General features: G+C 36.5%; 14 protein-coding genes. 4 read left to right on the forward strand and 10 right to left on the reverse strand.

Annotated elements, in window-relative coordinates:
• Positions 1-20: 20 nt before the first annotated feature.
• Positions 21-1,043, reverse strand: coding sequence for a PorP/SprF family type IX secretion system membrane protein (locus I600_RS07990; RefSeq protein WP_058103916.1), 1,023 nt, complete (start codon positions 1,041-1,043; stop codon positions 21-23).
• 123 nt (positions 1,044-1,166) lie between these two features.
• Between I600_RS07990 and I600_RS07995 the strand changes: the two genes are divergently transcribed.
• The 4 genes from I600_RS07995 (at position 1,167) to I600_RS08010 (ending at position 5,369) form a co-directional block, all read left to right on the forward strand.
• Positions 1,167-2,078, forward strand: coding sequence for a NifU family protein (locus tag I600_RS07995; protein WP_058103917.1), 912 nt, complete (start codon positions 1,167-1,169; stop codon positions 2,076-2,078).
• A gap of 71 nt (positions 2,079-2,149) precedes the next feature.
• Entirely contained in the window at positions 2,150-2,350 is a 201-nt protein-coding gene (locus I600_RS08000; RefSeq protein WP_036151958.1) for a dodecin family protein, read from the forward strand.
• A gap of 67 nt (positions 2,351-2,417) precedes the next feature.
• Complete coding sequence (locus I600_RS08005) at positions 2,418-4,472, forward strand: thioredoxin domain-containing protein (RefSeq protein ID WP_058103918.1); 2,055 nt, start codon at positions 2,418-2,420, stop codon at positions 4,470-4,472.
• Between the two features lie 72 nt (positions 4,473-4,544).
• Entirely contained in the window at positions 4,545-5,369 is an 825-nt protein-coding gene (locus tag I600_RS08010) for a mechanosensitive ion channel family protein (protein WP_058104322.1), read from the forward strand.
• Between the two features lie 51 nt (positions 5,370-5,420).
• Here I600_RS08010 and tsaB read toward each other — a convergent pair whose 3' ends face one another.
• The 9 genes from tsaB to I600_RS08055 form a co-directional block, all read right to left on the reverse strand.
• Entirely contained in the window at positions 5,421-6,101 is a 681-nt protein-coding gene (tsaB, locus tag I600_RS08015) for a tRNA (adenosine(37)-N6)-threonylcarbamoyltransferase complex dimerization subunit type 1 TsaB (RefSeq protein WP_058103919.1), read from the reverse strand.
• Positions 6,102-6,180: 79 nt separating this feature from the next.
• Positions 6,181-7,521 (reverse strand): TolC family protein, encoded by a 1,341-nt coding sequence (locus tag I600_RS08020; protein ID WP_058103920.1) that lies wholly within the window; start codon positions 7,519-7,521, stop codon positions 6,181-6,183.
• 66 nt (positions 7,522-7,587) lie between these two features.
• Positions 7,588-8,712 (reverse strand): efflux RND transporter periplasmic adaptor subunit, encoded by a 1,125-nt coding sequence (locus tag I600_RS08025; RefSeq protein WP_058103921.1) that lies wholly within the window; start codon positions 8,710-8,712, stop codon positions 7,588-7,590.
• A gap of 42 nt (positions 8,713-8,754) precedes the next feature.
• Positions 8,755-10,011, reverse strand: a complete 1,257-nt coding sequence (locus tag I600_RS08030; RefSeq protein ID WP_058103922.1) for an ABC transporter permease — start codon at positions 10,009-10,011, stop codon at positions 8,755-8,757.
• Between the two features lies 1 nt (position 10,012).
• Positions 10,013-11,242, reverse strand: coding sequence for an ABC transporter permease (locus I600_RS08035; RefSeq protein WP_058103923.1), 1,230 nt, complete (start codon positions 11,240-11,242; stop codon positions 10,013-10,015).
• Entirely contained in the window at positions 11,235-11,936 is a 702-nt protein-coding gene (locus I600_RS08040) for an ABC transporter ATP-binding protein (RefSeq protein ID WP_058104323.1), read from the reverse strand. Before I600_RS08040 ends, I600_RS08035 begins: the two co-directional genes overlap by 8 nt.
• A 92-nt stretch (positions 11,937-12,028) precedes the next feature.
• Positions 12,029-13,147 (reverse strand): efflux RND transporter periplasmic adaptor subunit, encoded by a 1,119-nt coding sequence (locus tag I600_RS08045; RefSeq protein WP_058103924.1) that lies wholly within the window; start codon positions 13,145-13,147, stop codon positions 12,029-12,031.
• 29 nt (positions 13,148-13,176) lie between these two features.
• The gene (locus I600_RS08050; RefSeq protein WP_058103925.1) at positions 13,177-14,433 is read right to left on the reverse strand and encodes an ABC transporter permease; all 1,257 of its coding nucleotides are present in this window, start codon (positions 14,431-14,433) and stop codon (positions 13,177-13,179) included.
• A gap of 37 nt (positions 14,434-14,470) precedes the next feature.
• The gene (locus I600_RS08055) at positions 14,471-15,718 is read right to left on the reverse strand and encodes an ABC transporter permease (protein WP_058103926.1); all 1,248 of its coding nucleotides are present in this window, start codon (positions 15,716-15,718) and stop codon (positions 14,471-14,473) included.
• Between the last annotated feature and the right edge of the window lie 84 nt (positions 15,719-15,802).

Consider the following 15,802-nt stretch of genomic DNA (forward strand, 5'->3'; position numbering starts at 1 on the left):
AACTAGCTGACCTTTTTATTTTAATTAGCGGCGGGACAGTAGCAATCATACTTACGCTCTGTCTGTCCAAAATCATACCCTAAGGTAATTTGGTGAAACCCGCCATTATCAAAACGATAATCATTCATTTGATACGAATAATTATACGACACCATAAAGTTTTTAAAATTAGCACCAACTATAGGGGTTATCAACTGTAAGCGTTGCTCTCCAAATGAACCTGCATCTTGATATTGAGCTCCATCAAAACTTCTTCTATATGAGAGTCCGCCCCAAATACGACCAAAATCTACATCTTTATAAACCTTGGCGTTAATATCTAAACTCTTCTCCTTGGTAAATTCAGTTAACTGAAAAAGTACTGATGGCTCAAACTGCCATTCACTTCTTCCAAAGATATACCCTGCAGATACTAAAAACCTTCTAATATTATCAATTACCAATTCATCTGGGTTATCATTTCTATCCCTATAGTACAAATTTCTTTTGCTTCCGGTCAATGCATTTGTAACCGCAAAATGCGTGTAAAACTCTCCATAATTGTATGAAACACCAATATCGACATTTGCGTAAGAAGAACTTAATTTTATTCCTGAAACGGCAGGATCGGGAGTTACCGATCTAAATTCGGTTTCATCCAAGCTACTCTGTAATATAGTACCGCTAAGACCAAAAGATAGTTGATTTAACTGTCTTACATCATTACCGCCCATTCTTAAATGATGAGCGTAAGTAAGTTTAAGTCCGGTTTGAGAATGATAGCCATTAGCATCGTTAAAAACTATTGCACCTATACCACTTGGAGAATCACCTAACCTAAAATGGGCATTAATGGTTTGCAAACTAGGTGCATCATCAACATCAAACCATTGCTTTCTTGCAGTAGCCCTAATTTTTCCACCTTCACCAATACCGGCCATAGAAGGAAAAACCAAATAATAGTTATCTGACAAATAATCGAAATAAACAGGAATACCTTCTTGTGCATTAGATTTAAGACCAATCACAAGCACGGTAAACAATAATAGAATATGGTATTTCATCTTGGGACTTTAAAACTAGGGTTTAGTTTCGCTAATATAAAGTGTATAACGAGTTAACCTCAACATTATTATGTAGCTACAAACTAAGATTTCCTTTGTATTTTTGCTTAAAATTTTTGAGATATGAAAGAGTATTCAATCACGGTAGTAAAAACCAACAACCCACATATATTAAAATTCGAAACTAACCACTTGTTAGTACAGCGAAAAAATTACGAATTTAAAAATATTGACGAAGCCAAGAACAGTCCATTAGCCCAACAATTATTCTATCTTCCGTTTATTAAAACAGTTTATATTTCTGGAGATTTTATTGGATTGGAACGTTACGATATTGTTCAATGGGAAGATGTAAAAGATGAGGTGGCACAACAACTAGTTGAGTACTTAAATGCAGGTGAGCCAATAGTCATAGAGGAAGATATGGACAAACCCATACCGGTTACCGTATATGCGGAAGTAACTCCCAACCCATCTACAATAAAATTTGTAGCCAGTAAAAAAATAGTAGGGTCTGCATTCGAATTTAAGAATATAGACGAAGCAAGAGATTCTAAACTAGCTACCGAACTATTTCAATTTCCGTTTGTGAAACAGGTATTTATAGATGAAAATTACGTTTCTGTTTCTAAATATGAAGTTGCGGAATGGGATGATATAACCGTAGAACTACGAGAAGTAATAAGAAATTTTATTACCGAAGGAAAACAAATAGTAGCGGATAATGCCAAAGCTATAGGAGCTGAAGCCCAAGTATCCGAAACTATTACTGCCGAAAGTACAGTTGAGCTTGATGAAACTTCACAAGAGATTGTTGATATTTTGGAAGAATATGTAAAACCGGCTGTAGCTAGTGATGGAGGAAATATTATGTTTCAATCTTATGACACGGACAGCAAAACTGTAAACGTAATTCTACAAGGCGCCTGTAGCGGTTGCCCGTCTTCTACATTTACCCTAAAAAACGGTATAGAAACAATGTTGAAAAATATGATGGGCGACAAGGTAAATGAGGTAGTTGCGCTAAACGGCTAATTATCGATTTAAATGAATTAAAGTGTGCCTTCAATTTTTGTAACTTGTAGGAAATCTAAAAATCATTAATTATGGCAGTTTTAAAAGTAATCGAAATTTTAGCAAATTCTGACAACGGATGGGAAGATGCAGCAAAAAAAGCAGTTGCGGAAGCATCTAAATCAGTAAAAAATATAAAATCGGTTTATATCAACGAGCAAAGCGCTACCGTTGAAGATGGAAAAATCAAAAATTACAGAGTAAATGTTAAAATCACTTTTGAAGTGAAGTAACCATTTTGCTACAATATTAAAAGCGCCTTTTGGCGCTTTTTTTTGCCTTAAATCAAATATTTACACAATGCCCCATTCACAAAAGCATACTAACAACCTAATTAAAGAAAGTAGTCCTTATTTACTTCAACACGCCCACAATCCTGTTCATTGGGAAGCCTGGAACGAAGACACTTTACAAAAGGCAAAAGACGAGAATAAATTAATATTGATAAGTATTGGTTACGCAGCATGTCATTGGTGCCATGTTATGGAGCATGAATGCTTTGAAGATGAAGAGGTTGCTGAAACCATGAATGCCCATTTTATCAATATCAAGGTAGACAGGGAAGAAAGACCAGATATTGACCACATTTACATGGATGCACTTCAAATGATGACCGGTAGCGGCGGCTGGCCTTTAAATATTTTGGCCCTACCAGATGGTAGGCCTTTTTGGGGAGCTACTTTTGTTAAAAAAACCGATTGGATTCAAGTACTGAACCAACTTCAAAAACTGTACATAGAAGACCCTAATAAAATTACAGGGTATGCTGAAAATATGGCTCAGGGTCTAAAAGAAATCAATTCAATTACAAAGACCAGTAATGACGAGCTCATTAATTCAAACGAAATTGAAAAAATAATACAGGACTGGTCTAACTATTTTGATACGTTTTTAGGCGGATACAAACGCGCCCCAAAGTTTATGATGCCTACAAACATGAATTGTTTACTACATTATGCCCACTCCCATAATGATGACACTATTTATGAGTACGTAAACACCACCTTGACCAGAATGGCTTGGGGTGGCATATTTGACCATGTTGGCGGTGGTTTTTCAAGATACGCGGTAGACACCAAGTGGCACGTACCACATTTTGAAAAGATGCTATATGACAATGGTCTATTAATTAGTCTTTATTCTAATGCATATGCCGCTACCAACAAGCAACTTTATAAAAGTACCGTTGAGAAAACCATTTCATTTTTAGAAGAAGAGCTACTAGACAAGAGCAATGGATTTTACTCTTCTTTAGATGCCGATAGTTTAACCAAAAATGGCAAGTTGGTAGAAGGAGCGTATTATGTTTGGCAAAAAGAAGAATTAATAAGAATACTAAAGGATGATTTTGAAATTTTCGAGGAGTATTTCAATATAAACTCCTACGGTCTTTGGGAAGAAGACAACTATGTGCTAATTAGAGACGGCAAAGCTTTGAACATAGCAATGAAGCACTCCATAACCAAAAAGGAGTTGAAACAAATTATAACCCAATGCCTTGTTTTATTAAAAAAGGAAAGAAAAAAACGCAACAAACCTAGGTTAGACGATAAGATTTTAACTGCTTGGAACGGACTTGCCTTAAAAGGTCTTACCGATGCTTACAGGTACTTGGAGAATCCTCACTATTTAGATCTCGCATTAAGAAATGCACAATTCATTATTGAAAAAATGTCTGCTGAGGACGGTGGACTGTATCGTAATTTTAAGAACGGAGAAAGCACCATTAAAGGATTTTTAGAAGATTATGCATCGGTCATTGAGGCTTTTATTGGTCTTTATGAAGTTTCGTATGATGACAAATGGCTTAACCACAGTTTAAGACTTACAAAATACGTAATAGACCATTTTACCGACAGTGAAACCGGACTCTTTTACTTCACATCTTCCAAAGAAGATGGGCTTATTAGAAGAACCTTGGAAATTGCAGATAACGTAATACCATCTTCTAACTCTATTATGGCACATAATCTACATAAACTCTCCAAGTATTTTCCAGAGGATAATTTAGATATTCGCTTAAACAAGATAATGACTTCAATGAAGTCTACGATAACAGAAAACCCTCAAAATAATTCTAATTGGCTTCATTTGGCTCAACTAATGGATCAGAAATTCTTTGAAATGGTCGCTATCGGTGAAAATTTTGAACCCATTTGCAAAACACTCATGAAGAACTATCTTCCAAACGTTATATTTGCGGCTTCAAACGCAAAAAATAGCAACTTACCTTTATTGATGAATAGGTATGTAATGAACAAAACGCTTATTTATGTTTGTAATCACGGAAGCTGTCAAATGCCTGTTGAAGAACCAAAAAAGGCTTTAGATTTATTGACTACAAACATCTCATAGTTTATTGACCACATCTTATTTCTAAAATCATCGATATCTGAAAGTTCGTTACAAATAATTTAAAATTCAATGATGGATAAAATCACAAACCTACAAGAACATGCAGATAAGGCCATAGAATGGATATGGGCCGCTTTACCAAGTTTACTTTGGGCAATTTTCCTTTTAATTGCGGGCACATACCTTATACGTTTCATTAATAAAATGATCCGAAAATTCTTCGCCAGAAAAGATTATGATCTTGCCCTAGAATCATTTTTACAAAGCTTTATCAGCATTGCTTTAAAAATTATTCTGTTCGTATTGGTCATTACCCAGTTGGGAGTACAGACAACATCTTTGGTAGCAATACTTGCATCGGCAGGTTTAGCTATTGGTTTAGCATTACAAGGTTCTTTAGCCAATTTTGCGGGCGGAGTGCTCATACTATTGTTCAAACCATTTAAGATAGGAGACTTTATTTCTGCCCAAGGAGTAGACGGAACAGTAAAGGAGATATCAATCTTCACCACCAAAGTAAGTACATTTGGAAATCAGATTGCCATTATACCCAATGGACAACTATCCAATAATACCATTACCAATTATAATGCTCTGGATACCAGAAGAGATAAAATTGATGTAGGTATTGGCTATAGTTCCAACATTAAAGAAGCAAAGGAAATTCTTTTAGCGATTTGTAATGATCGCGATACCATACACAAAACCCCAGCCCCTGAAGTATATGTTGGTGAATTAGGTGATAGTTCGGTAAATCTTACCTTACGTTTTTGGGCGAACAATGCAGATTTTTGGGCCGCACACTTCTACGTTATGGAAGAAATAAAATATCGATTTGATGCTGCCGGAATTGAAATTCCGTTCCCTCAACGTGTTATTACACAAATGAAAGGTTAACAACATAATGAATACCATTAAAGAAGCCCTTGAAACATCAAGGGCTTTTTTTTATGCCTTTGTCTTTTTGGTCTGAAGCACAAAATCTTTTAAATAATATGGTTCAAAATAAGCTACGTCTTCAAAATTAGACGCATTGAATTTAGCAAAAGATAGGCTAGCCATTTCTTTAGCGGATGGCACAACATCACAATGATAAATTATCTTCTCGTCGGTAAAAAGTTCTTTAATCTTCTCTGCACCACTTCCTAGGAAATGAACAGTATTAGCTTTTATGAACTCGTTAAATGAGTTTTCATCAACAATTTCCGCTTTCGTTTCCCTAATTTCATTACCTAGTGAATCAAACACTGCAGAATACACTTCCATACGCCTTGCATCTAAAACAGGTATCAACACCTCATCTTCTTTAATTTTAATTTGCGTGGCCATACTCTTTAAAGTAGAAACCGATATCAAGGGTATACCTAAAGCGTAGCACAAGCCTTTTGCGGCAGAAACCCCAATTCGCAGTCCTGTATAAGACCCCGGACCTTTACTAACCGCTACAGCTTCTAAATCTGCCATTTTTAGAGAAGCTTTTTGCAATACCTCTTCAATAAATAAATGTAACTTTTCTGCATGCGAATAGTTTGCAGAATTCAATTCCTTTATTGCTAGTATTTCTCCGTTTTCAGCAACACAGACAGAGCAATTTGTAGATGATGTCTCTAGGTTTAATAGTATTCCCATAATGCAAAGGTATTACATATAATGAAAAAGCCCGTAACACTAGAATGCTACAGGCTTATTAATCATAAATTACTTTTACCTATTTTAAAGAAATTGGAATACCAAAATAGAATTCTAATATTTTTAATCTGAAAATATAATCATATTTTGTTCTAATCACCTCTGCTTCAGCATTATCTACTCGTGCCTGAGCTTGACTAAAATCAAAGGAATTCATTAAACCTACATCAAATCGCTCTTTTGAATACTGATACGCAAGACTTCTGGCCTCCAAGGTTTTTTGGGCCGCTTCATAAGCTTTATAAAAACTGGTTACATCTACATATGCCTGATTTACATCAGTCTCTAATTGCAGTTTGGTTCTTTCATACTCAATCTGGGCCAAGTCAACACTTATTTGAGATCGCTTGATATTATTTCTAACGCTCCACCCATTGAAAATAGGAATATTCATTTGCGCCCCATATGAAATACCATCATTAATATAGAGCTGGTCTTTAAATGGAATTGCCTCACCTGTAAAAGGATCATTGTTTTGATCCGAATATCTAGTGTTATAGTTAATGAACGCACCCACCGTAGGATATTTTTCTCCTTTTGCTATTTCTAAATCTTTTTGAGCCAGCTCTACACCGGACATTGCCAACTTTATATCATTTCTAAAAGTCAATGCGGTATTGAAAATAACCTTCGCTGAATTATTTAAAATATCAGATGGCGGAATATCAAACTCCTCTTCGGCAATTTCAAAACTCTCATAGTCGGTTATACTAAGTAACTGTGCTAAATTTAACTTGGAAATCAATATCAAATTCTGGGCATTGATTATCTGTTGTTCTTGACCTGCAGCAGTTGCTTCAATTTCCAACAAATCGCCACGAGCCACTACACCGGATTCCACCAATTCCTTGGTACGCTTTAAATCTTGTTCAGTAACCGCCAACTGTGCTTTAAAAACCTTTAAGGATTCCTTATTGGATAGCACCTGTAAATAAGCGTTGGCAACATTAAGTTTGATATCATCTTTTATATCGTCTAAACGATATTGATTGGCAATACTGTTCAGCTTTGCTCTTTCTATTCTATTAAAATTTCTAAGTCCATCAAACAAAGTAACGGACGAGGTCATATTACCTGAAGCAGAAAAAATTGTTGCCGAAACTAAGTTGTTTGTAGTAGGATCTAAAGCAAGACCTGTATTTGCCGAAGCACTTATAGAGCCATTTAAATTTGGCAGAAGTGCTCCAATTGCATCAGACTTATCAATTTTAGCATTCTCAAGATCTAATTGATATTGCTCTACCGTTAGGTTATTTTCTATAGCATAGGCAACACATTCTTGCAAGGTCCATTTCTTTTGTTGTGCCGTACCTATTACAACAGAAAATAATAGTAGTAATCCCGTGATTTTTACTTTCATGTTCTTCTTTTTTAAACCAACCAATAATAGGTTGTTCGATTCGTTTTTTGATTTGATTGATTATTCTTAGTCCTCATTTGGCGCATCGCCATTACTCTTGGCTTCAAGCTTGTTCCAAATTTTTATTTTAGAATTTTCATCTATACCAGAGATTATTTCCACGTCTATACCATCACTAACCCCAAGTTCAAGTTCTCTTTTTTCAAACTCATTCTCCCCTATTTCAATCTCTACATAAGGTTTGTTGGTTTCTTTATCAAATTGCAACAAAGCTTCTTTAATAGAAAGCACGTCTTTTTTCTCTTCTAAAACTATTGCAGCATTTGCACTATAGCCAGCCCTAATATTTGTACTATCCGATACAGCTAAATCTCCCTCTATCCTAAATTGAACAGCACCTTCTTCCTCAACTCCCTTGGGAGCTATGAATTTTAATTTGGCATTGAATTTTTCATCTTGTAATGCTCCCATGCTAATCTCTAAAGGCATACCAACTTTAAGTTTACCTACTTCAGCCTCATCTACCTCACCTTCAAATATCATTTTAGACATATCGGCAATAAAGGCAATGGTAGTACCATCGTTAAAATTGTTACTTTCAATAACCTGATCGCCTTCTTCTACAGGAATTTCCAATAATGTACCGGTTACAGTTGCTCTAATATTCGTATTGGCACTTGAGGACCCACCGGCTGAACCAACTCTAATAATTTGGTAATCTGCCTGCGCATTTTGCAACTCTTGCGTAGCTTGATCAAACTGCAGTTGCAATGCATTGAAATCCTGACTGGAAATCACACCTTTATCAAATAAGGATTTGTTACGGTCATACTCTATCTTGGTATTGTTCAACGCTATTTTTGCATTATTGACCCTACCGCGAGCCTGGTTCAAAGATTGCTCATTTGGAACTACCTTAATAGTCGCAATCAAATCTCCCGCTTTTACTTGAACACCTTCTTCCAAGTACACCTTTTGAATAATTCCCGAAATTTGAGGCTTGATCTCAATTTCATCTTGCGGGATTACCTTTCCGGTAACAACAACCTTATTGGTAATATCTCTTTTTTCAACGGTTTCCGTTTCATATGTTTTTAAAGGAGTGCTATTCTTCTTTAGAAAATAGACTACCGCAGCCAGTATACCTATAACTGCTATTCCTATTAATGCGTACTTTACATACTTGTTCATGCTCAACTATTTGATTGTTATTTACTTTTATTATTTGGTCTGTTACTCTTCTCTTAGTGCGTCTATTGGTTTAATTCTAATGGCTCTGTTCGCAGGTATTAAACCTATTAAAACACTTAACCCTACCATTAAAATAAAAGAACCTATAAACTGGGGAATATTGATCATTAGGTTATAAAATGGCATATCGCTATTCTCGCCTATCATATTATTTGCCAATGCTAAAAAGCCTATTGCAATGGCAAAACCAACAAACCCTGCGAATACCGTAATTACTATTGACTCTAAAACAATTTGTCTCTTTACCACACTTGGTGTTGCACCTAATGCACGTCTAATTCCTATTTCTTTGGTACGTTCCTTAACCGTGATCAAAAGAATATTACTAATGGCAATAACCCCGGCAAGCAATGTCAAGATCCCTACAAAAAATGACACCCCTTGTAATACACCCGTAAAGGCAGATACATTGTTAAACACTTCAGACATATCAAAACTGCCAATAGCACGTTCATCTGTAGGATTGATATCATATTTGTTCTTCAACAATCTCTTTATCTGACTTTCAACTACAGGCACCTTAGTGTCCGCCTGAACAGAAATTGCCATCCACCCCATTCTATCACCGGAACCAAAAGCTTTTTGAAATGTAGAGAACGGAATATAGACCGAATTCTCACCGTCAATATTGATATTCTGATTTGGTTTATAAATACCTACGATATTAAAGAACACCCCGTTAATACGTACATCTTCACCAATTGCATTTTCTCCTTTTTCAAATAGCAATTTATAGGTCTCTTCACCAATAACACAGACCTTTTTTGACTCGGTCATATCATTTTCGTTCAAGAACCTGCCTTCTACCAGTTTCTTTTTCATGATATCGTCAATGTTAGGGTAATCACCATAAACTGATGAACCACTTGTAAGTCCGTTTCTATATACGGTAACAACACCCCTATGACTACCCAATTCAATTCTTGGCGCTAGCACTTCTATCTCTGGAATTTGTTCTTTTAAGATTGTGGCATCTTCTAACTTGAACTGAATTCTTCGTCCTCTCTCAAAGCCTTTATAAGGTTCAGAGGTACTTTGGCTCCACACGAACAAACTGTTAGATGCGGTACCTGCAAAAATCTTTTGAAAACCGTTACTCATTCCGTTTGCTCCACCCAACAACAACACCAAAATAATCATGGCTATAATTACACCAAGCATTGTCAAAAAAGTACGAAACAAGTTCTTACCCAATGTGGCAAAAATCTCTGACCATAAATCTCTATCAAATATCCACATACTACTTATCTGTTAATGCTACAATTGGTTTCACTTTCGCCGCTTTCATTGCCGGAATCAATCCTGCAAGTACGCCCGCTACAACCAATATTACTGTGGCGGTAACTACCATAGACATACTAACCGACGGATTTGCAAAAGCCCCGGTCTTAATACTTGGACCAATTGCCGCCAATAATCCTGTTGCAATTCCTAAACCTATGAATCCGGATAAAGCGGTAATAAATACAGATTCGAACAACACCAATTTTATAATGGACCAAGGTTCTGCTCCCAAAGCTTTACGTACTCCGATCTCTTTGGTACGTTCCTTAATAATAAACACCATGATATTACCGATACCTACAATACCTGACAATAGGATCAAAAGCCCAACGATGATTACCGCAATGTCCAAACCTCCTGTAAAGTTGCTGATGTCTTCAAAAACCTCTGCGTAATTAAAAATTCTAATGCCTGCTTGGTCTTGTGGTGCAATTTTGAACCTTCTTCTAAAAACATTTTCCAATCTATCTGAAAAAGCCAAAGCCTCGGTCAAATCATAATTTGGGTTATAGGTCAATGCAATTTGATCAATATGGTCTGTTTGACCGTACATTTTCTGGTAGGTACTGGTTGGCGCATAGATATTGCGTTCTGCATTGTCATCACCATCATCTGTAAATGTACCGATGACCCTAAAAGGCAAACCGTTGAACTCAACAAATTTTCCTATAGCATCTTCGTTCTTAAACAAATCTTCTTCTACCTTTCTTCCTATTACAGCTACTTTAGAGGCATTGATCAAGTCATTGGTATTAATGAACCTACCTTTATTGACTATGGTCTTTTCTATAGCTTGATGATCCGGGTAAACCGCTTGAATATTGTAACTACCCGTTTCACTTTTATATCGTGCCGATGTATTTTGATAAACCCTAGGACTTATATATTCAATGTCATTTGGAAAGCTTCTTTTGATATATTCAATATCATCATTGGTCATTTGAATTCTTCTACCCGCCTCAAATCCGCCATAAGCCAAAGATGTAGTACCGGTCCTCACAAAAATGGAATTTGTAGCATCATCACTGAACTGTAATGTAAAACCATTCTGCATGCCTTTTACCGAAGCCAATAGCAATACAAGAATAAATATTCCCCAACCAACCGAAAATCCCGTCAAGAAAGTTCTAAGCTTGTTGTTGCTAATACTATGATATATTTCTTGCCAAATGTCTCTATCAAACATATTGCTCGGCTCTAACTTGTTCTATTTTCTTATCCTCAATGATCACCCCATCCTTTAAGTGAACAATACGCTTGCACATATCTGCAATATCGGGTTCATGCGTTACTATCAAAATAGTATTGCCGGCATCATTGATTTTCTGGATCAGATCCATAACCTCATAAGAAGTTTTACTATCCAACGCACCGGTTGGCTCATCTGCTAACAACACCTTAGGTTCTGCCGCCAACGCCCTAGCAATGGCAACACGTTGCTTTTGACCACCTGACAGCTCACTTGGTAAATGACCTGCCCACTCTTTTAAGCCAACCTGCTCCAAATATTTAAGTGACTTTTCTTGACGCTCTTTTCTTGGAACTTTTTGATAATATAATGGCAATGCAACATTCTCTGCAGCACTTTTATAATTGATCAGATTGAAAGATTGAAAAACAAAGCCTAAAAACTTGTTTCTATATCTAGCCGCCTTGGTTTCATTTAGATTTTTGATTGGAACATTATCCAGTATATACTCTCCGGAATCAGAACTATCTAACATACCTAGTATGTTTAGCAAGGTAGATTTACCAGAACCGGAAGAACCCATGATAGCTACCAACTCCCCTTCTTCAACATTAAAATTAATGCCTTTTAGAACGTGAAGTGAATTCTTGCCCATTTTATAGGACTTGTGAAGATCTTTTATTTGAATCATGTTGGTTGTTGTTTTGAACAATTTTTACATTGTCTAATCATTAGACTATGCAGTCGTAAATTTGTTACATCAATTAAAATATATTTTCAATTTTATTCATTATCGGCAAGCTCATCGGGCTTTATCTCGTTCCACACCTTAATTTTTTCCCCTTCATTTATACCGGAGTTTATTTGAACATGAATACCATCACTTATACCAAGTTCTATATCTCGTCTTTCAAATTGTTGATCACCGGTAGCTATTTCAACAAAGGGTTTCTTAGTCTCGTCATCAAACTGCACCAAAGCTTCCTTTACGGCTAAAACACTATCTGCACGTGCCAAAATAATGGATGCGTTGGCACTTAGCCCAGCTCTTATAAATACAGAATCTTGCTTCTTCAATGTTCCTTTTATTTCAAATTGTATGGCACCATTTTCTTCGTTTCCCTTTGGAGCTATGTAATCTAAAACAGCATCAAAGGTTTTATCCTCAATGGCTCCTACAGTTATTTCAAGAGGCAGATTCTCCTTTATCTTACCTACTTCGGACTCATCTACTTTGCCCTCAAAAATCATTTTATCAACATCAGCGATAGCAGCTATGGTAGTCCCTTCATTAAAATTATTGCTTTCAATAACTTGATTACCCACCTCTACCGGCACTTCTAAAACCATACCACTGACCGTTGCCCTAATTTGTGTATTTGCAGCATTACCAAAACCAGAGGTTGTACCGGTCTTTACTATATCATAGCGTTTGTTTGCGGCGGCATATGATTGTTTAGATTGATCGTAACTAACCTGGGCGCGTTCCAGATCTACTTTTGAAATCACTCCTTTAGAAAACAATCCTTTTTGGCGTTCTAGATTTCGCAATTGATCATCTAAATTAATTTTGGCTTCATCTATATTATTCCTGGCATCATTTAACGCACTAAGGTTAGGCACTACCTTTATTGTACATAATAGATCTCCAGATTTCACATAATCTCCACCTTCCACAAAAATCTTTTCGATAACCCCAGAAATGTTTGGCTTGATCAACACTTCTTCCAAAGGTAAAATACTGCCCGTAGCCATGGTCTTTTTGATAATGGTCTGTTTAGAGGGCTCCTCCGTTAAATAAACAACAGGGTCTTCTGCATTTTTGGAATAGAGATAGAACATTGATCCGCCAAAGGCGAAAACAATTAATAGGAGTACAATAATAGTTGTTGACTTTTTCATTTTATGATCGATTAAATTTTGTTGATGATTTACTCTGTTCTTAATGCTTCTATAGGTCTAATCTTTATGGCACTTTGGGCAGGAATAAAACCTGCCAACAAGCCTGAAAATACCAAGATGATCAGTGCGCTTACCACAACCGCTAAACTTACACTTGGGTTGATGAACATATCTACAGGACCTACGGAATCTAACACTGCATTTACGCCATAAATAAATGCCGCCCCGAAAACAATACCTATCATACCCGATATTATTGTCAAGAAAATAGATTCCATTAAAATTTGTTTTTTTATGGACCAAGGTGCTTCGCCCAATGCCCTTCGAATTCCAATTTCCTTTGTGCGTTCTTTGATAACGATCAGCATGATATTACTTACCCCAATAATACCGGATAGCAAAACCAATACTCCAACAAAGTAGGCCACCCATCGCAATGCACCGAACAAACTTTCTACACGATTAAACTGCTCATAAAGATCAAAATATCCTACAGCACGTTTGTCATCTGGGTGAATTTTTCTTTTTTCCTTAACAACGCCAACTATTTTCTCTTTTAAATCGGAAATAGAACTACCATCATTGGCGGTAATGGCCATCCACCCTACATCATTACTTGTATTAAATGCTTGTGAAAAAGCCGTAAACGGCACATATATTTCTTTTTGACCTTCTTCACCACCACCGTCATCTTTCTTTTGATAGGTACCCACCACCATAAAGTTGACACCTTGTATTTTTATATACGTCCCAATTACGGTTTCACCCTGATCGTATAATTCGTTTCTAACACCGTCGCCTATTACCGCAATCTTTCTTTTATCCTGTATGTCATTATGATTCACAAACCTACCCGAGGTTATCGTCATAGGTTCTTGTTTTATGATTTCAGGATAATCCCCATAAACATTAAATGCACCCGTTCTTAATCCGCGGACCACATTATTTGCCCCCCTAAAACCTCCTAATTGATTACGAGGAGAAATAAAGCGAAGATCAGGTACATTGTCCTTAATGGCCTGAACATCTTCTAACTTAAAACTAAAACGCCTACCCTTTGGCAATCCTTTATAGGGCATTGTTGTATTTCTAGACCACATGAACATGGTATTTGTAGCAATGTCCCCAAAATCTGCCCTAATACCGTTCTCCAAGCCTTTACCTGCCGCCAAAAGAATGATTAGTATGAATATACCCCAACCTACGCCAAAGGAAGTTGCCAATGTCCTAAAAACATTGCTAGACAAAACTTCCAAAATTTCTTTCCACCGGTCTCTATTGAACATGGGTCATAGCTTAATTATTATACTTACTCCTTTACAACTATTCATCTCTAAGAGCTTCTATCACATGAATTTTAGCAGCTCTCCATGCCGGGAAAAATCCAGCTATGGCTCCGGCAATTATTAATACAAATACGGTTGTTAAGGCCACATTGAAATTTACCGACGGATTCAAAACATAATCTACCTCTACATGCGGACCTACGATTTCCAACAATCCCATACTTAAAATAAGACCGGTAAAACCCGCTATTGCCGTAATAAAAATGGCTTCGTGCAATATCATACCTACAATAGACCACGGCTTTGCTCCTAATGCCTTACGAATACCTATTTCTCGAGTACGTTCTTTAACTACAATTAGCATAATATTACTTACACCCACTATACCCGCAATAATGGTACATACCCCAACAAACCAAAAGAAAAACTTTATTCCCCCCATTAAAGCATAAAAGCGCTTGGCTTCTTCCATAGGGTTATACACCTGTATGGCGCTAGTATCTTCTGGCGCTACCGTATGTGCTTTTTGCAAATATGATTTAAGCTCATTTTTAAATTTAATGGATTGTTGTACAGCTGCTTCAAAATCTTCTTTTGGAGGAAGCGTATACGCAAGGTTATTCAAATAGTCCGCACCATTAAAAACCTGTTGTGCCGTACTTATAGGTATATAAATACGATCTTCTTCCCGTTCTCCACCTATATCCCCATATACCCCAACGATTTTAAATGGAATTCCGGACAAATCTAAATACTCACCAATAGGGCTTTCCAATTCATGAAATACTTCCCTATTGATCTTATTACTGATAATGGCAACCTTGGCCTTAGAGTCACCGTCTTGTTGATTCAGAAATCTCCCAAGGGTCATAAACTCATTCTCTATAAATTGAAATTGATGCGAAACCCCTTGAACATTATATGCCAATGATTCACTACCAAAATTGACAAATACATCTCTAACAAATAACCTTGGAGATTCATTCTCTATTTGTTCCTGAAACAAAACACCGGCCATTTCATAATTTTCGTTTCTGAATTGAATAGGCCTACCTGGGTTCATACCTTTATAACCAACAGTGGTTACCCCTGGCCAAACCCAAACACTTGTAGCCGCATCTTGTTCAAATTCTTTGGCAATTCCATTTTGCATGCCTTGACCAAAACCCAATAAAATGACCAGTATAAAAATGCCTGAAGCAACGGAAAGTCCGGTAAGAAATGTTCGTAATTTATTTTTACGAATAGTATCGAAAATTTCTTGCCAACGTTCTAGATCGAACATAAGTTTGATTGATTAGTATGATTGATTGATGAATGCAACACAAGTGCCACACAATCATAAGACTAACCAATTGAAAGAATGTTA

Source organism: Maribacter dokdonensis DSW-8, from assembly GCF_001447995.1.
Lineage (GTDB): Bacteria > Bacteroidota > Bacteroidia > Flavobacteriales > Flavobacteriaceae > Maribacter > Maribacter dokdonensis.